This is a genomic window from Massilia sp. (assembly GCF_046293535.1).
Classification (GTDB): domain Bacteria; phylum Pseudomonadota; class Gammaproteobacteria; order Burkholderiales; family Burkholderiaceae_D; genus Telluria.
In genome coordinates, this window is record NZ_JBKBOV010000059.1 from 1 (window position 1) to 21977 (window position 21977).

The window sequence follows — 21977 nt, forward strand, 5'->3', positions numbered from 1 at the left end:
CATAGAGAGGTTCTACAATCCACGCCGGCGTCATTCCACTATCGGCTACATCAGCCCGGTACAGTTTGAAAATCTAAAATGCGCCTAACGGAGGTGTCCGTATCGATGGGGGAAGGCCATTATTCGATGCATATTCGGCGCACCAGTCGCGGAACGTCGACCGGAACCCGTGCACCGTAATGCCGTTCCACCCCATGCGGCGCAACACAGCCGTCAGTGTCATATCCGACATCGAATTGCCGCCTCTTCCAGGGAAGATGAGCTCGCCGCTTTTGCTAAGCCCCTTTAGCAGATCGAGGACCCGGTCCGGCAGAGGCACACGGTGCTCGCGACCCTCTTTCATTCGCTCGGCTGGCACGGTCCAGAGAGCCGCATCCATGTCGATCTCCCACCAGCGGGCCTCCCGCACCTCTGAGGACCGCGCTGCAGTAAAAATGGCAAACTCGAGCGCACGTGGAGAGTAGCCCTCGCGCTGCTGCAGCTGCGCCATGAATGCCGGCGCCTGCTGCCAGGGCAGCGCTGGGTGGTGCACTACAGGAGAGACACTGTCAGGGTTTGCCAGTAGATGATCGAGGTGTCCCTTCCACTTCGCAGGGTTCTCTCCCGTCCTGTACTTGCTGACAGTGGCCCAGTCCAAAATGGATGCAATGCGGCCGCGGAGCCGCGTCGCGGTCTCGGTCTTTTCTGCCCAGATCGGCTCGAGCACCCGGACGACGAGCGCAGTATCGATCTCCTCCACAGGAAGCTGGCCAAGCACCGGAGAGGCGTACATTGCCAGGGTCGATTCCCACTGTTTTGCATGCTTTTCGTTTCGCCAAGATGCCCGATGTGCCTTGATATACGCCCTGGCACAGGCATCAAACGTCATCCGCCGTGCCTCCGCACGGCGTCTCGCAAGCCGGTCGCTTCTTTTCTCGGCCAGGGGATCGCCCCCGCCACGCAGCGCCAGCCGCAGCTCGGCGGCCTGGGTACGGGCATCGGCAAGGGAAACCTGTCTTAGCGAGCCCAGGCCCATGTGGCGGCGCTTGCCGCCCACGTCATACCTAAATACCCACGTCTTGCTGCCAGTTGCGGTCACCTGCAGCCACAAGCAGTCGCCATCGCAATACCATCCAGGCTTGGCGATGCTGGAAATCCTGAGTGCGGAGAGCTTCTTGACGAGTTTAGGCATGCGTGGCTCCAAGTGACGACTAGTCTGCCTTTGGATGCAGGCTAGCCGTGGAAGTTAGCCGACGCTGCTACGCATGGGCCAAGGGGCCCTTAAGGGGAAGATATGCGATGCCATCGCTAGTCGAATAGCGGTACGCAGCCCCGGGCCAGTAGGGCCGTTTTGGCGCCGCCCCGCGGCTGTCTCAAACGCGCAGCTGATCGAGAGCTCCGCCGTTCGCGAGCCACTCTCTAACCCATCCAGGTTGCCGCCCCCGCCCTGTCCATTCCAGAGAACGGTCGCTACGATGGCGGTATTTAATCTTGCTGTGCTTGCTTTCTGCTACGAGATTCCCAATCAGATCTTCCACCGATACGCCGATCTCTTTCGCCATAAGTACGATCCGGTCGCGTGCCTCCATGAGCTGATCGGAAACACGCTCATCCAGCGCGCTCTCGACATCGTCGTTCAGGACGCGGAGCTCATCAAGCGAATAGGTAGTCAAGTCAACCATTACGGAACTCTCCAAATCAATATCGGTTTTGCCGGCGCTGACCTCACTGCAGGCGTACGCCGGACCCTGTGCCTGGCGCGGCGTGGCCCGGCAGCAACTGAAGGTAGAGTAGGCCGCACTTGGAATTTGATTTTGTTCGGTAACAATGAACTCGATCAAATTTGCGTCACTCTCGCGTCTGCGCTTAATCAGGGCATACGGCGCATGGCCCGACTGTAGAACCAAACCAGCGGAAGGGGAACTCTTCGCTACAAACCGGAACCTGCAGCCCCGGCAAGGACTTTGGGGATCTGCTTCCCGCGGCCGTGGGTCGCAGTGGCCTTCCTGGCGCGCCCGGACAAGACCGTCTCCGGTTCACCAATCCTATCTACCTTCCTATCTACCTTTCGACGGCGGACGTAGATGAAACATGGCGGACTCTACTGGACAACAAATTACGGGCTGCCAGAGGGAAGAAAAGAAAAAAGCCACCTTGCGGTGGCTTTAGTCTTTGCATCTTGGCGGAGGCGGTGGGATTCGAACCCACGATACAGGTTTAAGCCCATATGCTTCCTTAGCAGGGAAGTGCCTTCGGCCACTCGGCCACGCCTCCAATCAGTTCCGACTTGTGTGTCAGTCAGCGCTGAGTGCACGCATCTTAAGGGCTGGTGCACGTTGCGTCAAGGACGCACGCCCAAAATTTTGAAAATTGTTAAGCTTGCTCGAGGTTAAATGCCTTGTGCAGGGCGCGCACGGCCAGCTCCATGTATTTCTCGTCGATCAGCACCGAGATCTTGATCTCCGAGGTCGAGATCATCATGATGTTGATGCCCTCTTCCGACAGGGTGCGGAACATCTGCGAGGCCACGCCGACATGGCTGCGCATGCCCACGCCCACGGCCGAGACTTTCGACACCTTGGCGTCGCCCAGCACCTTGGCCGCGCCCAGCGCCTCGCGCTGCGCTTCCAGCACGGCCATCGCCTTGGCATAGTCGCCGCGCGACACGGTGAAGGTGAAGTCGGTCTTGCCGTCCACCGACTGGTTCTGGATGATCATGTCCACTTCGACGTTCGCCTCGGCGATGGGGCCGAGGATGTGGAAGGCGACGCCCGGCTTGTCCGGCACGCCCAGGACGGTGATCTTGGCTTCATCGCGATTGAAGGCGATACCGGAGATGACGGCTTGTTCCATGTTGCTTTCTTCCTCAAACGAAATCAGGGTGCCGGACTTCGCTTCTTCGTCCAGCGGCATCAGGGGATCGGTCAGCGACGACAGCACGCGCGTCGGGACCTGGTAGTTACCTGCGAATTCGACCGAACGCGTCTGCAGCACTTTCGAGCCCAGCGACGCCAGTTCGAGCATTTCCTCGAAGGTGATCTTTTCCAGGCGGCGCGCCTCGTGCACGACCCGCGGGTCGGTCGTGTAGACGCCGTCCACGTCGGTGTAGATCAGGCATTCGTCGGCCTTCAGGGCGGCGGCGATGGCCACCGCCGAGGTGTCCGAGCCGCCACGGCCCAGGGTCGAGATGTTGCCATCTTCGTCCATGCCCTGGAAACCCGTGATGATGACGATCTTGCCGGCTTCGAGATCACCGCGCACGCGGGTGTCGTCGATCGACTGGATGCGCGCCTTGGTGAACGAAGAATCGGTGCGGATGCCCGCCTGCCAACCGGTGTACGAGACGGCGTCCTTGCCGATGGCCAGCAGCGCCATCGCCAGCAGGCCGACCGAGACCTGCTCGCCGGTCGAGGCAATCATGTCCAGTTCGCGCGGGTCCGGTTGCGGCATGATTTCCTTGGCCAACGCGATCAGGCGGTTGGTTTCACCGGACATCGCGGAAGGCACCACGACGACCTGGTGGCCGGCATCATGCCACTTCGCCACGCGGGCCGCGACATTCTTGATACGGTCCGTCGAGCCCATCGACGTCCCGCCATATTTGTGGACAATTAAAGCCATATCAGGAAGGGTTCCAGCTTGTTGAAAGATCAAAAGGGGACCCTTACTCTAGCATGCTGCAGTGCAGTATCACAAGACGGTCTAGCGAAAAAGCTATACGAAAACAAAATAAAGTAATACCGTTTTCGTATAGAAACAAAAACAAGTCTAGACAGCTTCGGGCACCCAGCGCAGCGCGATGCGCTCGCCCTGCCCCGCGGCCAGATGCCGGCAATCCATGCCGATGCCGGCGGCAAACAGCAGTTCGCGGTCGGCCCACACCAGCGGCGCACGCTCGCGCTCCCAGGCCGGCACGCCGAGCGCCTGGTAATGCGCCTTCAGGCTGCGGGTCGGGCGGTTGGCAGCGGGCTTGAGACGCTCGCCGCCCTGGCGGAAATCGATGGTGAGGAGGCGGCTGCGCAGCCAGACTGGATCGAAGCCTTCTGTTGCGACGTCAAAGTGCAGCACGCCGCCATAGGCCGGGAAAGCGAGCGCGCTTTCCCCGTTCCAGCGGAAACTCTCCCCTTCCTTGACCAGCACGCCGATATCGTCGGGGTCGCGCATGCCCGCGAGATCCGGCAGCTTCGGGGTAATGTAGAGCTTGCCGCGGTGGCGGCGGATCTGGCAACTCGGGTGCGTCACCTTCAATTGCGCATCCTCGCGCGCCGAGAACAGCTGGGACACCATCTCGGCCAGCCAGGCGGTCGAAGGCATGGCGAGCCCACGCACGTGGAACAGGTGGCGCAGCATGTTGTCGGTGCGCTCGCGGCTGAGCTGCCGCACCCGTGCCAGGTCGACCGCCTCGCCCTCGAGGCAGGCGGCCAGGTCCTGCGCGGCGACTTCGTCGAGGATGCGCTGGGCGGCCTGCACGTGGGCGGCGCCGCGCGCCAGCCGCGCCTGGTAACCCGGGAAGCTGGCCGCCAGAGCCGGCATCACGCCATGGCGCAGCGCATTGCGGGCATGGCGCGGATCGCTGTTCGATTCGTCCTCGACCCACGCCAGGCCTTCCGCGCGCGCATGCTCTTCGAGCTGGGCGCGCGACAGCGCCAGCAGCGGGCGCGCCATGACGAGTCCGGCGTCGCCGAGCAGGCCGGGAGCACGGTTGGCCCCATCCATGCCGGCCAGCCCGGCCGGGCCGGAGCCGCGCAGCAGCTGCAGCAGGACCGTCTCGGCCTGGTCGTCGAGGTGGTGGGCGGTCAGCAGGACGTGCGCGCCATGGGCGACGCACATCTCGCCCAGCGCGCGGTAGCGCAGCTTGCGCGCCGCTGCCTCGGTGCCGTCCTTGCCTTTGAACACCTCGACGCGGCGGTGGTCGAAGGCAATGCCGAGCGCCGTGCAAGCTTGCCGGCAATGCCCCAGCCAGGCATCGGCGTTCGGGCTCAGCCCGTGGTGGACGTGGAAGGCATGCAGGGCCACGCCCTGCCCGGCCGCCCAGGCGTGCGCCAGCCGCAGCAGGACCATCGAATCGAGGCCGCCGCTGCAGGCGATCGCCATGGAGGAGAAAGGATGCGTGTCGCGCAGGCTGCCTACGGCCTGCGCGAAGACTGCCGGGACTTTTCCGGCGTGGGTGGAACTCACTCTTCGCGCGGCAGCGTTTCCTTGAACTTGCCGTAAGCCATCAGCTTCGCGTGACGGGCCTCGAGCAGGTCCTTGGTCTTCATGCCCTGGAACTGGCGCAGGGTGTCGGCCAGCGCGCGCTTGAGCAACTGGGCCATCTGCTTCGGATCGCGGTGCGCGCCGCCCAGCGGCTCGTTGACGATCTTGTCGATCAGGCCGATGGCCTTGAGGCGGTGCGCGGTCAGGCCCAGGGCGTCGGCGGCGTCGCTGGCGCGCTCCGAGGTCTTCCACAGGATCGAGGCGCAGCCTTCCGGCGAGATCACCGAGTAGGTCGAGTATTGCAGCATCAGCACCGCGTCGCCCACCGCAATGGCCAGCGCGCCGCCCGAACCGCCCTCGCCGATGATGGTGGCGATCAGCGGCACCTTCAGCTCGGCCATCACGTACAGGTTGTGGCCGATCGCTTCGGACTGGCCGCGCTCTTCGGCGTCGATGCCCGGGAAGGCGCCCGGGGTGTCGACAAAAGTGAAGATCGGCAGGCCGAATTTTTCCGCCAGCTTCATCAGGCGCATGGCCTTGCGGTAGCCTTCCGGACGCGGCATGCCGAAGTTGCGCATTGCGCGCTCCTTGGTGTCGCGGCCCTTCTGGTGACCGATGACCATGCAGGCCTGGCCGTTGAAGCGGGCCAGGCCGCCGATGATCGACTGGTCGTCGGCGAAAGTACGGTCGCCGTGCAGTTCGTGGAAGTCGGTGAAGATCGCGTTCACGTAGTCCATGGTGTACGGACGCTGCGGATGGCGGGCGATCTGCGACACCTGCCATGGGGTCAGCTTGGCGTAGATGTCCTTGGTGAGCTGCTGGCTCTTCTTGGCCAGGCGGTCGATCTCTTCGGAGATGTCGACGGCGGAGTCGTCTTGCACGAAACGCAGCTCTTCAATCTTGGAATCCAGCTCGGCGATCGGCTGCTCAAAATTGAGGAAAGTTGTTTTAGTCATTGTACCTCCGGATTATTTCGTGGCCGCAGCGTTTCCGTTCGCGCAGCATGCACCGGGCCTGCAGTAACAACTGCCGGCCCCTGTTTTGGGCGTTATTCTACCGTACCCGAACCGGATACCGGATCGAGGCTACGCCATAAATACCAGGTTGCCACCGTACGCCAGGGCTCCCAGTTGGCTGCCACCTCGCGCGCATCGCTGCGAGAAACAGGTTCGCCAGAGAAGTAATTCTGGCTGATTCCCTGGATCAGGCCGGGATCGTCGAGCGGCAGCACGTTTGGACGGAGCAGATTAAATATCAAAAACATCTCCGCTGTCCAGCGGCTGATGCCGCGGATTTGCACCAGTTCGGCGATGACGGCCTCGTCGTCCATCTGCGACCACAGGTCGGCATGGACGCGCTTGGCCTTGAAACTGTCGGCCAGGTCGAGGATGTATTCGGTCTTGCGCTTGGATAGTCCGCAGGCGGCCAGCTCGACGGCGCCGGCCTTGAGTACCTGGCTCGGGGACAGCTTCGGGCAGGTCGCCAGCAACTTGGCCCAGGCCGCGTCGGCCACCTTCGGGGTGACCTGCTGGCCCACGATCGAGCGCGCCAGCGTGGTGAAGGGGTCGGGCTGGCCGCGCAGGTGCAGGTCGCCGATCTGGGGGATCAGCTTGGCCATGATGCGGTCGCGCGCCTGCAGCGCGGCCTTCGCTTCGGCCCAGTAGATCGGGACGGCGAGTTCTCCCTGCGGCTCCATGGCCGCGGACTTGTCCTTGTCGCCGGCCATTATGCGCGGCGCCAGGTCGTCGTTCCGTCCGGCTTGTCTTCCAGGATGATCCCGGCGGCAGTCAGTTCGGCACGGATCGCGTCCGCCTGGGCAAAATCGCGGGCTTTCTTGGCTGCGGCGCGGCGCGCGATGGCATCGATGACGCCGGCGTCGCCCGCCTCGTCGCCGCCCTGCAGGAAGGCTTGCGGCGCACGCTCGAGCAGGCCCAGCACGCCGGCCAGTGCCTTCAGCTGCCGCGCGGCGTCGAGCGACTTGCTGCGGTTGACTTCGCTCGCCAGGTCGAACAGCTCGGCCACGGCCAGCGGCGTGTTGAAGTCGTCGTCCATCGCTTCACGGAAGCGCAGGGCGTGGGCCTCGTCCCAATCCACGGCGGGCTGCTCGTCGCCGAGGTCCACGGCCGACAGCGCCGTGTACAGGCGCGTGAGCGCGCCCTTGGCGTCATCGATGTGGGCATCGGAATAATTCAGCGGGCTGCGGTAGTGGGCGCGCAGGATGAAGAAGCGGATCACTTCGGCGTCGTACTTCTTGAGCACGTCGCGGATCGTGAAGAAATTGCCCAGCGACTTGGACATCTTCTCGTTGTCCACGCGCACGAAACCGTTGTGGATCCAGTAGTTGACCATGTTGCCGCCGAACGCGCCTTCGGATTGCGCGATCTCGTTCTCGTGGTGCGGGAACTGCAGGTCGGCGCCGCCGCCATGGATGTCGAAATGCTGGCCCAGGGTGGCGCAGGACATGGCCGAGCACTCGATGTGCCAGCCCGGACGGCCCTTGCCCCACTTGGAATCCCACTTGGCTTCCGCGGGTTCGGATTCCTTGGCGGCCTTCCACAGCACGAAGTCGAGCGGGTCGCGCTTGCCGCTGCTGACGTCCACGCGCTCGCCGGCGCGCAGGTCGTCGAGCGACTTGCCGGACAGCTTGCCGTAGCCGTCGAAGCCGCGCACGGCGTAGTTCACGTCGCCGTCATCGCTCCTGTAGGCCAGGCCCTTGGCTTCGAGTTGCTCGATGATCGACAGCATCTGCGGCACGTACTCGGTGGCGCGCGGCACCACGGTGGGCGGCAGCATGTTCAGCGCCGCGATGTCCTCGTCCATGTACTTGACGTTGCGCTCGACCAGTTGGCCGATGGTCTCGCCGTTCTCGACCGCGCGCTTGATGATCTTGTCGTCGATGTCGGTGATGTTGCGGACGTACTTGACCTCGTAACCCGAGGCCATCAGCCAGCGGTAGATCACGTCGAAAGCCATCATCATCCGCGCGTGACCGATATGGCAGTAGTCGTACACGGTCATGCCGCACACATACATGCCGACCTTGCCGGCTTCCATCGGGACGAATACCTGCTTGTCACGCGCGAGCGTGTTGTAAATCTTCAGTTGGCTCATGGGTGGTTTCTGGTGAGGGAGAGGATCGGGAGCGAGTACGGCAGCGCTGGAAGCTGATGCGGCGCGGCGGGATATCGCAGAGATCGTCTGTACCCTCGGGTGTTGTTCTTCTTTGATAGAATGGGACGTTCTGCGCAAAGTATAGCATTGTTAAAATCCCGGCTGGCCGCATATGGTTCAGCTTTATTTTTCGGGAAAAGACTTGACAGCACCTTGCGCGAGGTCCACCAGAGGAGAGCCACGACAATGACCATTGCCTTCCGCCGCTCGCTGCTTCAGGGCATCGCCCTGGGCGCCGGCGCCCTGCTGCTGTCCGGCGCCGCCCTGGCCGCGCCCCAGGAAACCACCTCCGACGCTGCCGCTGAAGCCCCCGCCGCGCCGGTGGTCAAGGGTCCGCAGGTAGCGATCAAGACCACGATGGGCGACATCGTCGTCCAGCTCGACGAGGAGCGGGCGCCCAAGACGGTGGCCAACTTCATGCAGTACGTAAAGCAGGGCTTCTACAAGGGCACCATCTTCCACCGCGTGATCGACGGCTTCATGATCCAGGGCGGTGGCATGAACGAAAAGTTCGAGGGCCGCAAGACCAACAAGCCGGTCAAGAACGAATCGAACAACGGCCTGTCGAACCAGCCGTACACCATTTCGATGGCGCGCGAAGACCATCCGGACTCGGCCACCTCCCAGTTCTTCATCAACGTCGCCGACAATTCGGGCATCGACTATCCGTTCTACAAGGGTTCCGGCTACACCGTCTTCGGCAAGGTCGTGCGGGGGCAGGAAGTCGTGGACAAGATCAAGGGCGTGATGGTGGACGACGTGCGCGGCATGCAGAACGTGCCGGTGACGCCGATCTTCATTAAGTCCGTAACCGTGCTCAAGGGCGACAAGCTTGTAAAATAGCGAATGCGTTTGCCGCATTAACAATAACCAACTTATACAGGACAGAACATGACCAGCGTTCGCATGACCACCAACAAGGGCAACATCACCATCGAACTGGACGCCGAGAAGGCGCCGAAGACCGTTGCCAACTTTATCGACTACGTCAACAAGGGTCATTTCACCAACACCATCTTCCACCGCGTGATCAAGGACTTCATGATCCAGGGTGGCGGCTTCGAACCGGGCATGAAGCAAAAGCCGACCGATGCGACCGTCGAGAACGAAGCCAAGAACGGCCTGAAGAACGACAAGTACACCATCGCCATGGCCCGCACCTCGGCGCCGCATTCGGCATCGGCCCAGTTCTTCATCAACACCAAGGACAATGCCTTCCTGAACTACCCGGGCCAGGACGGCTGGGGCTATGCCGTGTTCGGCAAGGTCACCGAAGGCCAGGACATCGTCGACCAGATCAACACCGTGCAGACCACCCGCAGCGGCATGCACTCGGACGTGCCGGTCGATCCGGTCGTCATCGAGAAGGTCGAAGTCGTCTGATGCAGCACGTGCGCCGGGGCCTGCACTACCCGTCAGTCCAATGAGCATGCCCGGGCGCACGTTCGCCCTGTTCGTCTCCGACCTGCATCTGCAGGCCTCGCATCCGCGCACGGCCGACGCCTTCTTCGCTTTCCTGGCGGGGCGTGCGATCCACGCCGAGCGGCTCTACCTGCTCGGCGACATCTTCGAATACTGGGCCGGCGACGACGACCTCGCCGAGCCTTTCCACCAGCAAGTGATTGCCGCCATCCGCGCCGTAAGCGACGCGGGCACGGCCGTGTACTGGCTGGCGGGCAACCGCGATTTCCTTGTCGGACCGGGTTTTGCCGAAGCGGCGGGACTCAGCCTGCTGGAAGAGCCGCACGTCATCACGGCCGGTGGCAAGCGCATCGCGCTGGTGCACGGCGACGCCCAGTGCACCGCCGACCTCAAGTACATGGCCTTCCGCGCCCAGGTGCGCGACCGCGAATGGCAGCAGCACTTCCTCGGCATGCCACTGGCGCAGCGCAAGGCGGTCATCGCCGGCCTGCGCGAAGGCAGCCGCGAGGCCCAGGCCGGCAAGTCCTACGAGATCATGGATGTCGCGCCCGAGGCCGTGAAGGCGCTGTTCGACGCCACGCAAGCAAGCGTGATCATCCATGGGCACACGCACCGGCCGGCGCTGCATGACACGGGCGGCAGGCTGCGCTATGTGCTGCCGGACTGGGAGCTGGATACCGAGCCGCGACGCGGCGGGTGGATCGCGCTGGATGCCGAAGGCACGCTTTCACGGCACGCTGTCCAGCCGTTTCGCGGGCTAACAGGGTAGAATTTCCCTACTGAAACTTCCCTGGCAATGGCAATGGCAGCGCTGCAGACGTTCTCCGATATCGAGCAATTCCCGAATCCCGCAGCGCCCGCATCCGGCGCGGCAAGCCCCATCGGCTCCTCTCATGGCCTATTTCCCAATCCCAAGTTCGACCGTGCCGCTGGAAAGCTCGGCAAGCTGATACGGGATCGCGCGCCGCATTTCGAGTTCCACAAGATTCGCCGGGGCGGAAAGCACGCTGTCATCCTCGTAAATGGTTTCCTGTCGCAGGGCGACCATGACACGGCCGACTGGGAAGCCGCGATCGAAGACAAGTTCGGGGATGCGACCTGGTATCACCTCGACTGGGACGCCTGCCGCGGCCTGAAGCGCCAAGCCATCGAGCTGCTGACGCTGGACAGCCTGCTCAAGCTGCCCAGGCTCTCGATGCAGCCGGTGTCGCCCGTGGTCGGCGGCATGCTCTCGTGGCACGCCGCGATGTCGGCCGCGGAGCGGGCCGGAGAACTCCTGGCGAAGGCAATCCAGCGTACCCCGGACTGGCGCTTCACGCTGGCCGGCCATTCGCTGGGCGGCAGGGTCGTCCATTTTGCACTGAGGGAGCTCGCCAAGAACCCCGGCAAGCGGGTCGAGAACGCATATTTGCTCGGCGCGGCCGTGGGTGGCGGGGCCAAGGACAGCGCTTGCTGGACCAAGGCCGCCAGCGCGGTCGAAGGGCGCGTTTATAACTGCTATTCGAACAAGGATGCGATCCTGTCGCGCCTCTACCGTGGCGCCAACTTATGGATGAGCGAGCCGGCCGGGCATTCCGGCATCGTGCTGAAACACGCAGGCCTGTTTCATGTCGACTGCGGGCGCCTGGTCGACAGCCATTTCACCTGGAAGAGCAAATTCGGCACGATCCTGGAACAGCTGGACGACTAGCAAGCTACGTTCGCCCCGCTGCCCTTCGTAAGCCGGCGCCAGCTCAGCGCACCTGGTCCAGCAGATCCGGATGCTTTCCCAGCAGCCGCAGCAGCTTCACCAGCGCCACCGGCGCATGCGCCTCGCCCGCCTCGAAGCGCGCGAAGTCGCCCGCCTCATCCCCGAACAGCTCGTCCGCCTTCTGCTGGGTCAACCCCAGCTGCTTGCGCAGCGCGCGGACAGTCTTGAGCTCGTCCGCGTCCACCTGCTTGCGGAAAGCGGCGACCAGTTCGCCGTAGTGGTCGTGCTCGCCCCGGGCAAACATGACCTCCTTGCAGCCAGCGCAATGCTCGACCACCACGTCGGGAATTGTCGTGCTCCGGCCCTTGTAGGTGTACTGCATTTCCCTGATCGCATGCGTCAGCGGCGAAACGTCGCAGTTCGGGCATGTCAGCATCGTTCCTCCATTCAGTCTCACAGCGCATCCTACCAAAGCGCTTCGGACCACCGCGCCCGCCTTGCATAAAAGCGCCTCCCCACGGCTTGGTGACCGGCTACCGGGTTAAAATTTCCAAATCGAAACTACTCTTCCATTCAATGCACCTTGTCATACCACCCGGTCCGTTCAACGATATTTCCGAGTTCTGCCTTCCATCCGCTGGCAAGCACTGGAGTCTCGGCGCCAAGGCCCTCACCCTGGCGAGCCTGGTCAACCCGATCGGCCTGGGCGTCGGCGCCGCGGCGCTCACGGTGGGCAGGATGGCGCTGCCGGTTCTTGGCCAGCCGGGGAAGCGCTCCGTCCCGCACGTCCAGATACGCAAGCTGCAGTCGGGCGGCAAGCATGCGGTCATCGTCGTCAACGGCTTCCTTTCACAGGGAGACCACGACACGGCCGATTGGGAAAAAGCCATCCGGCGCAAGTTCAGGCGGGCGACCTGGTACCACCTCGACTGGGAGGCGGGCCGCGCTCCTGGCAAGCAACTGGGCGACCTGCTGACCCTCGAAAGCCTGACATCGCCAATGAGCCCGATCATTCGGATCGGCGCCAACGGCCTGACGGCCTGGCATGGCGCGATGCTGTCGGCCGAGCGGACCGGCGTCCTGCTGGCGCACGCGATTCGCAGCACGCCAGGCTGGCGCTTCACGTTGGCCGGCCATTCGCTGGGCGGAAGGGTGATCCATTTCGCCCTCAAGGCGCTGGCCCGCGAAAAGCGCAAGCGCATCGAGAACGTCTATCTGCTGGGGGCCGCCGTCGGCGGCGGGGCGAAGGACGACGGCTGCTGGGAGCAGGCCGCGGGCGCCGTCAAGGGGCGCATCTTCAACTGCTACTCGCGCGAAGATGCGATCCTGTCGCGCCTCTACCGCAGCGTCAATCTCACGCTGAGCGAGCCAGCGGGCTACTCCGGCATCAACCTGCAGCACGCACGCCTGTTCCATTTCGATTGCTGGCGCCTGGTCGACGGGCACCTGGCCTGGAAGAGCAAATTCGGCTCCATCCTCGAGCAGCTGAAGGAATATTGATCGAGGGCTTGGCTGCTTCTCCACTCGCACTGCTCCTGTCCATTCGTTTCCGTAAATATGTTCAGTATGTATATTGACAACGAAGAGCTCACTGTTATACTTCACTACAACACCAGATCAACATAGCACCTCATGGAGACAAACATGAACCCGGCAGCACCACGACAGAGGAGAACTGGACATGACAGTCGGCTGGAATGACAACACACCCATTTACCGCCAGCTCAAGGAGCGCGTGGTGGGCATGATGCTCGACGGCATTTTGAAAGCCGGCGACGCCCTGCCCTCGGTCCGCCAGATCGCGGCCGAATATCAACTCAATCCGATCACCGTATCGAAGGCTTACCAGGAACTGGTCGACGAGAACTTAGTGGAAAAGCGAAGGGGAATTGGCATGTACGTTACCGAAGGAGCAAGCGAGAAACTCTTGGCCACCGAACGCGAACGCTTCATCCGCGAAGAGTGGCCCGCCATGGTCGAGCGCATCCGCCGCCTCGGCCTGAACGTCGAGCAGCTGCTCAATGCCTCCGGCAACAACGCTCCGGGAGGTTCAGCATGAATGCCGTCATCGAAGCACGCGGCCTGACCAAGCGTTACGGCAAGCGTACCGCCGTCGACGGCATCGATTTCGACATCCCCGCCGGCCGCATCGTCGGCCTGATCGGCCCCAACGGTTCGGGCAAGACCACCACGCTCAAGGCGGCGCTGGGCCTGATTCCTTTTGAGGGCCAGCTGTCGGTGCTGGGCTTCGACCCGCGCACCCAGCGCGACGACCTCATGAAGGACGTCTGCTTCATCGCCGACGTCGCCATCCTGCCGCGCTGGCTGCGGGTGAAGGATGCGGTCGACTTCGTGGCCGGCGTGCATCCGCGCTTCAATCGCGACAAGGCCGAGCGCTACATCGCGCATACCAAGCTCAAGCCGGAGATGAAGGTCAAGGAAATGTCGAAGGGCATGATCGTGCAACTGCACCTGGCCCTCGTGATGGCCATCGACGCCAAGCTCCTCGTCCTCGACGAGCCGACGCTGGGGCTGGACATCATGTACCGCAAGCAGTTCTACCAGAACCTGCTGGAAGACTATTTCGACGAGCAGAAGACCATCGTCATCACCACCCACCAGGTGGAAGAAGTCGAGCACATCCTGACCGACCTGATGTTCATCCGCGAAGGAAAAATCGTGCTGTCCGCCTCGATGGAAGAGATCGGCGAGCGCTACACCGAAGTGATGGTCCCGGCCGACAAGCTGGTCGCCGCCAACGCCCTGGCCCCGCTCGACAAGCGCACCGTGTTCGGCAAGTCGGTGATGCTGTTCGATTCAAGGGCGCCGGGCGGCGTGTCGCGCGCCCAGCTCGCCCAACTGGGCGAGACCCGCAATCCCAGCGTTGCCGACCTGTTCGTGGCAACCATGAAAGGAACCTACGCATGAAAACGATGAAATGGCTGCTCCGGCGCGAGTTCTGGGAGCACAAGGGCGCCTTCTTCTGGACGCCGGTCGCGGTGGCCGCGGCGATGCTGCTGCTGGTGGGCGGGGGCTTCATGTATGCCCTGGCCGCCGGCGGGCACGACACCATCCAGTTCAACGGCCACAGCGTAGTGGCGATCCAGGGCCTGCCGCCGGGGCTGCGCGCCAAGCTCGCCTACGCCGCGGCCTCCGGCTACCTCGGCCTGGCGGCGCCGCTGTTCGTCGTGCTGGCCGTGGTCGTGTTCTTCTACTGCCTGGCCGCGCTGCATGACGACCGGCGCGACCGCAGCATCCTGTTCTGGAAGTCGCTGCCGCTGTCGGACCGCGACACCGTGCTGTCCAAAGTGCTGACCGCGCTGGTGGTGGCGCCCCTGATCACGATCGCGATCGGCGTGGTGACTGGCCTCGCGCTGCTGGTGCTGGGCATGATCAGCGTCGCCGGCAAGGGCGTGAACCTGTTCGGGCTCGTGCTGCAGGAGCCGAACCTGTATCTCGGACCGCTGTACCTGCTGGCCTTCCTGCCGCTGTACATCATTTATGCGCTGCCGACCGTCGGCTGGCTCTTGATGGTGTCGAGCTGGGCGCGCTCCAAGGTCTTCCTGTGGGCGGTCTGCACGCCGCTGGTCGTGGCCATGCTGCTGAAGTGGTTCAACCTCATCGTCGGCCACGTGTCGAACAGCGTCATCGACGTCAACTGGTTCTACTACGAGGTCGTGGTGCGCGGCCTGGCCGGGCTGGTGCCGGGGATCTGGCTGTCGCACAGCGACATCGAAGTCATCAACCAGCAGTACGGCCTGGACCCGGGCGCCCTGCTCGGCCTCTCGTACTCGACCCTGGCCTACCCGAGCACCTGGATCGCCGCCGCGGTGGGCGCCGCGATGATCTACGCCGCGATGCGCCTGCGCCGCTGGCGCGACGAGGGTTGATCGCCGTGCGCGCCCTGACGACGCTCGCACTCGCGGCCTCGCTCCTGTGCGGCGGCCTGGCTTCCGCACAGGACAAGCCGGTCCGCGAACTGGAGCCCGTGCATGTGAACGCCATGCGCAATCCTGAAGTGCGCAAGTACGAGGTGATCCTGGCCGGCCTGGATGCTTTTGAGCGGCACCGGCAGCTGGCGCCCGCGGCCGAGCGCCTCTACTTCCGGCTGCGCACGCAATCGAAGGACGAGTCGGCGCAGCCGCTGGCCGTCCGCCTGGTCGGCGACGGCGGCTTCAACATGCCGCTCGCCATCGACGCCGAGCGGCGCTTCGTGGTGCCGCGCGTGGCCGCCGCCGAGGAAGCGAAGAGCGAACTGGAGCTGAACCGCAAGCGCCGCGTCTACCGCACCGACCCCGACATCCGCACGCCGGGCTTGCCGGCCCACCAGCGCCGGCTGGGCGACCTGCGGCTGGAATGCAAGGTGACGGTGGCGATGGCCAAGGCCGAGATCCCGACCTTCTGGGTGATGACCATCAATACCATCCTGCTGCGCACGGACTGGTGCAACTTCTTCGGCGACCCCGAGGACTTCCGCTGGGAGGGCGTGAGCAAGGAGGCGCATTTCCCCTTCCGCAGCGAGCGGCCGCTTCTCGGGGCGGTGCTGGTCGACGGCAATCGCTCGGCGAAGCTGGAAGTCAAGGGCACGACTTTCCAGGTGCCGATCGGGAACGACAGCTGGAGCGACGACGCCGTAGTCGAGCTGAGCTATGCGCCGGCGCCGGAAACGCCTACTGGAACTGCTGGCGAAACGCCTCGAACTGCGCCTTGAGTTCCTCGAGTTCGCCGCGCAATGCGGCGACTTCCTGTTCCAGCTGGCCGACACGGCTGGCGCCGCCTCCGCCGAGGCCGGCGCCCGCGGCGGGCGGCTCGTACGCCGCCAGCTCGCCGCCCAGCAGGTGGCCGTAGCGCGCCTCCTTGGTGCCAGGCGCGCGGTCCAGGCGCGCGACCAGCGGCGGGTATTTGTCGATCAGGAACTGCAGCACGGTCTCGACCTCCGGCACGCTCTTGAATTCGAACAGGCGGCCGGTCCGGGTGCGGATCTCGCCGGCCGTCTGCAGGCCGCGCAGCATCAGGATGGCAAGCACCGCCACCTTGTCCTGCTCCAGGGTCCACTTGATGCGCATGCGGTGCTCGTACTTCACCACGCGCGCGCCGGCCTGCGAGATGGCGCTGACGAGCTTCTTTTCGATCAGGCGCTGCAGCGTATCCAGGACCATCTCGTCCGTCAGCTGCATGATCGGGTCGCGGCTAGACAGCTGGTTGCAGCCGTTGACGATGGCGTTCACCGACAGCGGATAGTTATCGGGCGTCAGCGCCTCTTTCTCGGCCAGCACCGCGAGCACGCGGATTTCCATCGGGTCCAGTACGGCGGCGTTCACGGTGCCCGCCGCGTTGTCAGGCGTGCCCGTCGTTTCATTCGTCATGCGTTTCCTCAGTCGACCAGTCGGTTCAGTTGTTCTTGATCGAGTTTATCACCCTCGGCCACCTTCGGACAGCACAGGCCGGCGTCACGCATGGTGTCGGTGAGGCGCTCGATCTGCTCGTCCTGGCGGGCGACGTGATCGACCAACGCGCGCAGGGCCTTCGACAGCGGATCGTCGCCGTTGGGCGTGACGCCGTAGGCCGCGAACAGGTGGGCGCTGCGCGACTGGTCTTCCTTGCGGATGATGTGGGCCGGGTTGCCGACCGCCGTGGCGCCGGCGGGCACCGGCTTGATGACCACGGCATTCGAGCCGACCTTGGCGTATTCGCCGACCGTGAAGGCGCCCAGCACCTGGGCGCCGGCGCCGACGATCACGCCGCGCTCGAGCGTCGGGTGGCGCTTGGTGCCGGCCACCAGGGTGGTGCCGCCCAGGGTGACGCCCTGGTAGATGGTGCAGTCGTCGCCGACCACGGCGGTTTCGCCGATGACCACGCCGAAGCCGTGGTCGATGAAGACCCGGCGGCCGATGGTCGCGCCCGGGTGGATCTCGATGCCGGTGATGATGCGGGCGAGGTAGGAGATGAAGCGGCCGATCCACTTCAGCCCCAGTTTCCAGAAGGCGTGCGCCCAGCGGTGCATGATCACGGCATGCAGGCCGGGATAGCAGGTCAGGACTTCCCAGCCGTTGCGGGCGGCGGGATCGCGCTGGATGATGCTCTGGATATCGTCGCGCAGGTTGGCAAATAATTTCGAAAACATGATAAGGATGATCGCAAACCGAGGAAGGATGGTAGCGTATGTTGCGGGGGTTTGCTTGGGGATTGCTTGGGCTTGCAGGGGAAGGATGCGTCTGCTACGACGTAAGGAACTTGGGTTCCCGCCTGCGCGGGAACGACCTTGATTTTGGTATCCGCAAACCAAAGTCATCGACTTCGGTCGCGCCCCTTTGATCCGTCGTTCCCGCGAAGGCGCACTGCTGTCCGGGATAATCGCTAACTCTAGATTAATAGGGGTTTAGGGAAACGGCGGCGGTGTACGCGTATCCAACAAGCAAACTTCAAGCACCTAACTCGTCGTACGCGCCACTGGCGCCTACGACTTCCGGCGAAGGCCGGAACCCAATCCTGTTGCGGGCCGCTATCGCAGGCCAGGATATTTCACCCCAAATTGGGTTCCCGCCTACGCGGGAACGACGATTTCCGGCTAGATGAAATTATCCCGGACAGCAGTGCGCGAAGGCGGGAACCCAATTTTTTAAGAGCTGAGTCAGCCTTCGCGCGCGATGCGCTGGCGCCGTGCCTCGTACAGGCACACGCCCGAGGCCACCGACACGTTCAGGCTCTCGACCGAGCCGAACATCGGGATGCTGACCAGGAGGTCGCAGGTCTCGCGGGTCAGGCGGCGCATGCCTTCGCCTTCCGAGCCCATCACCAGTGCGGCCGGGCCCGTGAAGTCGGCCTCGTACAGGCCCTTGTCGGCGTCGTCCGAGGTGCCGATCAGCCAGATGCCGCGGTCCTTCAGCTCGCGCATGGTGCGCGCCAGGTTGGTCACGGTGATGTAGGGCACGGTCTCGGCCGCGCCGCTCGCCACTTTCGCCGCGGTGGCGTTCAGGCCGACCGCGCGGTCTTTCGGGACAATGACGGCATGCGCGCCGACGCCGTCGGCCACGCGCAGGCAGGCGCCCAGGTTGTGCGGATCGGTGATGCCGTCCAGGATCAAGAGCAGCGGCGGACCTTCGATCGCATCGAGCAGCTCGTCCAGGTTGCGCGCCAGCGCCAGTTGGCTGGCAAAAGCGATCACGCCCTGGTGGCGCCGGGTGCCGGTGATCTTGTCGAGGCGCGCTGCGTCGACGGGCATGACGCGCACACCCGCCTCTTTCGCGCTGGCGATCAAGGCCTTCATGCGCGCATCATTGCGCTCGGCATCGACGAAAATCTCTTCCACCGACTGGGCCTCGTGGCGCAGCCGCGAGGTCACCGCGTGGAACCCGAATAACATTTTATTTTTCATGTATTACTGTTTCTTCCTGCTAGTTTTGGCAGCGGGGGTCTTGGCCACCGCTTTGGTTTTTGGCGCGCTGGTCTTGGCGGCGCGCTTCGTGGGCGTCTTGGACGCTGTTTTGCTTGCGGTCTTGGCGGTGGTCTTGCCGGCGGTCTTGGCTGCAGGCGTGCGCGCGCTGCGCGGCGGCGGCACGAAGACCACGTCTTCGTCCCCTGCTTCCTCGTCCTCGCTGCTGGTGTAGCGCGACGGCTCCAGCGGCGCCTCGGCCTGGGCTTTCGCCTTGCGCTTTTTCGGCGGCTTCGGCTCGAGCGCCTCGACCGCGGCCTGGCGCGCGCGCTCGAACGGCGCCGGGACGGTCTCCTGCACGTCGGCCTGGGCCAGCACCAGGTCGATCTTGCGCGACTCGAGGTCGACCTTGGCCACCTTGACGCTCACCTTGTCGGTCAGCTTGTAGACCTGGCCGCTGCGCTCGCCGCGCAGTTCATGGCGCGCCTCGTCGTACTGGAAGTAGTCGGTGCCCAGGCCGCTGATGTGCACCAGGCCCTCGACGTACAGCTGATCCAGGGTCACGAAAATGCCGAACGGGGTCACGCCGGACACGGTGCCGGTGAAATCCTCGCCCAGCTTGTCCTGCATGAAGTAGCACTTCAGCCAGTTCTCGACGTCGCGCGAGGCTTCGTCGGCGCGGCGCTCGTTGGCCGAGCAGTGCACGCCCAGCGCGTCCCAGATGGTCAGGTCCTGCTCCTTCTTGGCCCGGCCTTCCGCCTTGTCCTTGGCGGCTTGCTTACGCGCCGAATTCGACAGGGTGGTGTTCAGCCCGCCCAGCTCGATGCCCTTCGGCTCGTACTTCTTGCCTTGCAAGATGGCCTTGATCGCGCGGTGGGTCAGCAGGTCCGGATAGCGGCGGATCGGGCTGGTGAAGTGGGCATAGGCTTCGTACGCCAGGCCGAAGTGGCCGACGTTGTCCGGGCTGTAGACCGCCTGCTGCATCGAGCGCAGCAGCATGGTCTGCAACAGGGCCGCATCCGGGCGCTCCTTGATCTTCTGCATGACCTCGGCGTAGTCGCGCGCGGTCGGCTTGGTGCCGCCGCCCAGGTTCAGGCCGACCAGCTTCAGGAAGGTGCGCAGCTGCAGCAGCTTTTCTTCGGTCGGGGTGCCGTGGATGCGGAAGGTGCCCGGGTGCTTATGGCGGATCAGGAGGTCGGCCGCGCATACGTTGGCGGCCAGCATGCATTCCTCGATGAGGCGGTGCGCATCGTTGCGGGTGCGCGGGATGATCTTCTCGATCTTGCCGACGGCATTGCAGACGATGTAGGTCTCGGTGGTCTCGAAGTCGATCGCGCCGCGCTCCTGGCGCGCCTTGAGCAGCGCGCGGAACACCTCGTTCAGGTGCAGCAGGTGCGGCACGATGCCGGGGCGGCGCTGCGCTTCCGGACCGGCCGTGTTGCCGAGGATCTCGGCAACCTCGTTGTAGGTCAGGCGCGCCGCCGAGTGCATCACGGCCGGGTAGAACTGGTAGGCCGTGACTTCGCCGTCCTCGGTGACGACCATGTCGCACACCAGGGTGCAGCGGTCCACCGCCGGGTTCAGCGAACACAGGCCGTTGGACAGCTTCTCGGGCAGCATCGGGATCACGCGGCGCGGGAAGTAGACCGAGGTGCTGCGCTCGAGCGCATCGGTATCGAGCGCGTCGTTCGGCCTGACGTAGTGGCTGACGTCGGCGATCGCCACCAGCAGGCGGTAGCCCTTGGTACGGCCGATTTTCACCGGTTCGCAGTAGACCGCGTCGTCGAAGTCGCGCGCGTCCTCGCCGTCGATGGTCACCAGCGGCACGTCGCGCAGGTCGACACGGTTTGCCAGGTCGGCATCGACGACCTCGTTCGGCAGCCGGTTGGCCTGCTTCAGCGCGGCCGGCGAGAATACGTGCGGCACGCCGAACTTGCGCACCGCGATTTCGATTTCCATGCCCGGGTCGTCCAGTTCGCCCAGCACCTCGACGATCTTGCCGGTGGGCTGCTGGAAGCGCGAAGGCTGCTCGATCAGTTCGACGCTGACCACCTGCCCGGCCTTGGCCTTGCCCGGGCCGCCCGCGACCAGCACGTCCTGGCTGATGCGCACGTCCTCGGGCGCGACGATCCAGACGCCGCCCTCGTTCATCAGGCGGCCGATCAGGTGGGTGTTGGCGCGCTCGACCACTTCGACGATGGTCCCTTCCGGGCGGCCGCGGCGGTCGGTGCCGGTGACGCGTGCGCGTACACGGTCGCCGTTGAGCACCTTGTTCATTTCCTTATCGTTCAGGAACAGGTCGTCGCCGCCCCCATCCGGAATGACGAAACCGTAGCCATCGCGGTGCGCGCTGACGCGGCCGGTGATGAAACCGGACTGGTCGGCCAGCAGATAGGTGCCGCTGGCGTCCGAACGGATCTGGCCGTCGCGCTCCATGGCGTTGAGCCGGCGGCCGAGCACCTCCTGCGCGGCGGGCTTGACCTTCAGGGCGCGCGCAACGTCGCCCGCTGCGAGCGGGCCCTTGGCACTGCGAAAGACGGCGAGGATCTCCTCGCGGCTAGGAATGGTATGAGTAGGTTGCTTCAAATCGTTTTCTTATTTCTCTTGATAGCGGCGCTGCCGGCAGAGCAGCCCGGGGATTGATGAACACCTTGACAGGCGTAGTGTAAGGGATTGCCGAGCGATTCGCCTAACATGTGCAATCAAGCGTGCTCAAAGAATCTCTTATAGAAACCCAAGTGGGCTTTTGACTTTTGAAATCCTTCCGCTATAATCTCGGTCTCTTCAGCAACGCAGCTCGCTGCGGCAGGAGAAAAACGGTAGCGGCAGAGGCATTTGCACTGCGATCAACGAAAGTTGATCTGGCGAAAAATGACAAAGCCTGCTATTGTAGCAGAGTTAGTTCAGTGCCCACGTGGCGGAATTGGTAGACGCGCATGGTTCAGGTCCATGTGCCGCGAGGTGTGGGGGTTCGAGTCCCTCCGTGGGCACCATAGAATTCCGTAGCAGTATGCAGTATGCAGTATCGTAGGCCCGGCGGGTTTCCCGCCGGTGCGGAAGCTTGCAAAGAGTTAGCTGTACCGAAGTAAATATGCCCACGTGGCGGAATTGGTAGACGCGCATGGTTCAGGTCCATGTGCCGCGAGG

General features: G+C 63.9%; 22 protein-coding genes and 2 tRNA genes. 11 read left to right on the forward strand and 13 right to left on the reverse strand.

Features of this window, described 5'->3' with window-relative positions; all coding sequences use genetic code 11:
- A partial coding sequence (locus ACK4S9_RS21530; protein ID WP_409728498.1) for an IS3 family transposase occupies nucleotides 1–88 on the forward strand: 88 nt, incomplete at its 5' end.
- Here ACK4S9_RS21530 and ACK4S9_RS21535 read toward each other — a convergent pair.
- From ACK4S9_RS21535 to cysS, 8 genes are all read right to left on the reverse strand, one after another.
- A complete protein-coding gene (locus ACK4S9_RS21535) occupies nucleotides 74–1171 on the reverse strand; it encodes a tyrosine-type recombinase/integrase (protein ID WP_409729723.1) in 1098 nt (365 codons plus the stop codon). The two genes, ACK4S9_RS21530 and ACK4S9_RS21535, sit on opposite strands and share 15 nt — an antisense overlap.
- A gap of 181 nt (nucleotides 1172–1352) precedes the next feature.
- Nucleotides 1353–1820 carry an H-NS family nucleoid-associated regulatory protein gene (locus ACK4S9_RS21540; protein WP_409729725.1) on the reverse strand — a complete coding sequence of 156 codons (468 nt, stop codon included), beginning with the start codon at nucleotides 1818–1820 and terminating at the stop codon, nucleotides 1353–1355.
- 339 nt (nucleotides 1821–2159) lie between these two features.
- A tRNA-Ser gene (locus ACK4S9_RS21545) sits at nucleotides 2160–2253 on the reverse strand.
- 99 nt (nucleotides 2254–2352) lie between these two features.
- Nucleotides 2353–3600: an aspartate kinase gene (locus ACK4S9_RS21550; RefSeq protein WP_409729727.1), complete on the reverse strand. Its 1248-nt coding sequence runs from the start codon at nucleotides 3598–3600 to the stop codon at nucleotides 2353–2355.
- 147 nt (nucleotides 3601–3747) lie between these two features.
- Nucleotides 3748–5157, reverse strand: a complete 1410-nt coding sequence (tilS, locus tag ACK4S9_RS21555) for a tRNA lysidine(34) synthetase TilS (RefSeq protein ID WP_409729729.1) — start codon at nucleotides 5155–5157, stop codon at nucleotides 3748–3750.
- The gene (locus ACK4S9_RS21560; RefSeq protein ID WP_409729731.1) at nucleotides 5154–6131 is read right to left on the reverse strand and encodes an acetyl-CoA carboxylase carboxyltransferase subunit alpha; all 978 of its coding nucleotides are present in this window, start codon (nucleotides 6129–6131) and stop codon (nucleotides 5154–5156) included. Before ACK4S9_RS21560 ends, tilS begins: the two co-directional genes overlap by 4 nt.
- Before the next feature lie 92 nt (nucleotides 6132–6223).
- Nucleotides 6224–6901: a DNA-3-methyladenine glycosylase family protein gene (locus ACK4S9_RS21565; protein ID WP_409729733.1), complete on the reverse strand. Its 678-nt coding sequence runs from the start codon at nucleotides 6899–6901 to the stop codon at nucleotides 6224–6226.
- Nucleotides 6901–8286, reverse strand: a complete 1386-nt coding sequence (cysS, locus tag ACK4S9_RS21570) for a cysteine--tRNA ligase (protein ID WP_409729735.1) — start codon at nucleotides 8284–8286, stop codon at nucleotides 6901–6903. The genes ACK4S9_RS21565 and cysS overlap by 1 nt, the downstream gene beginning before the upstream one ends.
- A 246-nt stretch (nucleotides 8287–8532) precedes the next feature.
- Here cysS and ACK4S9_RS21575 point away from each other — a divergent pair, with 246 nt between their 5' ends.
- Genes ACK4S9_RS21575 through ACK4S9_RS21590 form a run of 4 tightly spaced genes read left to right on the forward strand, consistent with a single transcriptional unit; the run spans nucleotide 8533 to nucleotide 11458 of the window.
- Complete coding sequence (locus ACK4S9_RS21575) at nucleotides 8533–9189, forward strand: peptidylprolyl isomerase (RefSeq protein WP_409729737.1); 657 nt, start codon at nucleotides 8533–8535, stop codon at nucleotides 9187–9189.
- 48 nt (nucleotides 9190–9237) lie between these two features.
- Nucleotides 9238–9729, forward strand: a complete 492-nt coding sequence (locus ACK4S9_RS21580; protein WP_409729738.1) for a peptidylprolyl isomerase — start codon at nucleotides 9238–9240, stop codon at nucleotides 9727–9729.
- 40 nt (nucleotides 9730–9769) lie between these two features.
- Entirely contained in the window at nucleotides 9770–10537 is a 768-nt protein-coding gene (locus ACK4S9_RS21585; RefSeq protein ID WP_409729740.1) for a UDP-2,3-diacylglucosamine diphosphatase, read from the forward strand.
- Between the two features lie 33 nt (nucleotides 10538–10570).
- A complete protein-coding gene (locus ACK4S9_RS21590; protein ID WP_409729741.1) occupies nucleotides 10571–11458 on the forward strand; it encodes a DUF726 domain-containing protein in 888 nt (295 codons plus the stop codon).
- 43 nt (nucleotides 11459–11501) lie between these two features.
- Here ACK4S9_RS21590 and ACK4S9_RS21595 read toward each other — a convergent pair whose 3' ends face one another.
- A complete protein-coding gene (locus ACK4S9_RS21595; RefSeq protein WP_409729743.1) occupies nucleotides 11502–11894 on the reverse strand; it encodes a type II TA system antitoxin MqsA family protein in 393 nt (130 codons plus the stop codon).
- Between the two features lie 140 nt (nucleotides 11895–12034).
- On the opposite strand from ACK4S9_RS21595, the gene ACK4S9_RS21600 reads away from it, so the two are divergent.
- From ACK4S9_RS21600 to ACK4S9_RS21620, 5 genes are all read left to right on the forward strand, one after another.
- Complete coding sequence (locus ACK4S9_RS21600) at nucleotides 12035–12958, forward strand: DUF726 domain-containing protein (RefSeq protein WP_409729745.1); 924 nt, start codon at nucleotides 12035–12037, stop codon at nucleotides 12956–12958.
- A 181-nt stretch (nucleotides 12959–13139) separates the two neighbouring features.
- Nucleotides 13140–13517, forward strand: coding sequence for a GntR family transcriptional regulator (locus tag ACK4S9_RS21605; RefSeq protein ID WP_036213661.1), 378 nt, complete (start codon nucleotides 13140–13142; stop codon nucleotides 13515–13517).
- On the forward strand, nucleotides 13514–14386 hold the full coding sequence (locus tag ACK4S9_RS21610; RefSeq protein WP_409729747.1) for an ABC transporter ATP-binding protein: 873 nt from the start codon (nucleotides 13514–13516) through the stop codon (nucleotides 14384–14386). Before ACK4S9_RS21605 ends, ACK4S9_RS21610 begins: the two co-directional genes overlap by 4 nt.
- On the forward strand, nucleotides 14383–15348 hold the full coding sequence (locus ACK4S9_RS21615) for a hypothetical protein (RefSeq protein ID WP_409729749.1): 966 nt from the start codon (nucleotides 14383–14385) through the stop codon (nucleotides 15346–15348). Before ACK4S9_RS21610 ends, ACK4S9_RS21615 begins: the two co-directional genes overlap by 4 nt.
- 5 nt (nucleotides 15349–15353) lie before the next feature.
- The gene (locus tag ACK4S9_RS21620) at nucleotides 15354–16169 is read left to right on the forward strand and encodes a hypothetical protein (RefSeq protein WP_409729751.1); all 816 of its coding nucleotides are present in this window, start codon (nucleotides 15354–15356) and stop codon (nucleotides 16167–16169) included.
- Here the strand turns inward: ACK4S9_RS21620 and ACK4S9_RS21625 are convergent.
- The 4 genes from ACK4S9_RS21625 to rnr all read right to left on the reverse strand — a co-directional run bounded on the left by ACK4S9_RS21625 (nucleotide 16129) and on the right by rnr (nucleotide 21416).
- On the reverse strand, nucleotides 16129–16824 hold the full coding sequence (locus ACK4S9_RS21625) for a YceH family protein (RefSeq protein WP_409729753.1): 696 nt from the start codon (nucleotides 16822–16824) through the stop codon (nucleotides 16129–16131). The two genes, ACK4S9_RS21620 and ACK4S9_RS21625, sit on opposite strands and share 41 nt — an antisense overlap.
- Nucleotides 16825–16832: 8 nt before the next feature.
- Nucleotides 16833–17582, reverse strand: coding sequence for a serine O-acetyltransferase (cysE, locus tag ACK4S9_RS21630; RefSeq protein ID WP_409729754.1), 750 nt, complete (start codon nucleotides 17580–17582; stop codon nucleotides 16833–16835).
- Between the two features lie 507 nt (nucleotides 17583–18089).
- Complete coding sequence (gene rlmB / locus ACK4S9_RS21635) at nucleotides 18090–18833, reverse strand: 23S rRNA (guanosine(2251)-2'-O)-methyltransferase RlmB (protein WP_409729756.1); 744 nt, start codon at nucleotides 18831–18833, stop codon at nucleotides 18090–18092.
- A gap of 3 nt (nucleotides 18834–18836) precedes the next feature.
- A complete protein-coding gene (rnr, locus tag ACK4S9_RS21640; RefSeq protein ID WP_409729758.1) occupies nucleotides 18837–21416 on the reverse strand; it encodes a ribonuclease R in 2580 nt (859 codons plus the stop codon).
- Between the two features lie 322 nt (nucleotides 21417–21738).
- On the opposite strand from rnr, the gene ACK4S9_RS21645 reads away from it, so the two are divergent.
- Nucleotides 21739–21823: transfer RNA gene (locus tag ACK4S9_RS21645), tRNA-Leu, on the forward strand.
- Nucleotides 21824–21977: the final 154 nt, after the last annotated feature.

What these genes read in the sequence shown, in the direction of transcription:
- ACK4S9_RS21535 (WP_409729723.1), bottom strand. Translation starts at nt 1,171, where the DNA reads ATGCCTAAACTCGTCAAGAAGCTCTCCGCACTCAGGATTTCCAGCATC.
- ACK4S9_RS21550 (WP_409729727.1), bottom strand. Translation starts at nt 3,600, where the DNA reads ATGGCTTTAATTGTCCACAAATATGGCGGGACGTCGATGGGCTCGACG.
- ACK4S9_RS21560 (WP_409729731.1), bottom strand. Translation starts at nt 6,131, where the DNA reads ATGACTAAAACAACTTTCCTCAATTTTGAGCAGCCGATCGCCGAGCTG.
- ACK4S9_RS21565 (WP_409729733.1), bottom strand. Translation starts at nt 6,901, where the DNA reads ATGGCCGGCGACAAGGACAAGTCCGCGGCCATGGAGCCGCAGGGAGAA.
- cysS (WP_409729735.1), bottom strand. Translation starts at nt 8,286, where the DNA reads ATGAGCCAACTGAAGATTTACAACACGCTCGCGCGTGACAAGCAGGTA.
- ACK4S9_RS21575 (WP_409729737.1), top strand. Translation starts at nt 8,533, where the DNA reads ATGACCATTGCCTTCCGCCGCTCGCTGCTTCAGGGCATCGCCCTGGGC.
- ACK4S9_RS21580 (WP_409729738.1), top strand. Translation starts at nt 9,238, where the DNA reads ATGACCAGCGTTCGCATGACCACCAACAAGGGCAACATCACCATCGAA.
- ACK4S9_RS21585 (WP_409729740.1), top strand. Translation starts at nt 9,770, where the DNA reads ATGAGCATGCCCGGGCGCACGTTCGCCCTGTTCGTCTCCGACCTGCAT.
- ACK4S9_RS21590 (WP_409729741.1), top strand. Translation starts at nt 10,571, where the DNA reads ATGGCAGCGCTGCAGACGTTCTCCGATATCGAGCAATTCCCGAATCCC.
- ACK4S9_RS21595 (WP_409729743.1), bottom strand. Translation starts at nt 11,894, where the DNA reads ATGCTGACATGCCCGAACTGCGACGTTTCGCCGCTGACGCATGCGATC.
- ACK4S9_RS21600 (WP_409729745.1), top strand. Translation starts at nt 12,035, where the DNA reads ATGCACCTTGTCATACCACCCGGTCCGTTCAACGATATTTCCGAGTTC.
- ACK4S9_RS21605 (WP_036213661.1), top strand. Translation starts at nt 13,140, where the DNA reads ATGACAGTCGGCTGGAATGACAACACACCCATTTACCGCCAGCTCAAG.
- ACK4S9_RS21610 (WP_409729747.1), top strand. Translation starts at nt 13,514, where the DNA reads ATGAATGCCGTCATCGAAGCACGCGGCCTGACCAAGCGTTACGGCAAG.
- ACK4S9_RS21615 (WP_409729749.1), top strand. Translation starts at nt 14,383, where the DNA reads ATGAAAACGATGAAATGGCTGCTCCGGCGCGAGTTCTGGGAGCACAAG.
- ACK4S9_RS21625 (WP_409729753.1), bottom strand. Translation starts at nt 16,824, where the DNA reads ATGACGAATGAAACGACGGGCACGCCTGACAACGCGGCGGGCACCGTG.
- cysE (WP_409729754.1), bottom strand. Translation starts at nt 17,582, where the DNA reads ATGTTTTCGAAATTATTTGCCAACCTGCGCGACGATATCCAGAGCATC.
- rlmB (WP_409729756.1), bottom strand. Translation starts at nt 18,833, where the DNA reads ATGAAAAATAAAATGTTATTCGGGTTCCACGCGGTGACCTCGCGGCTG.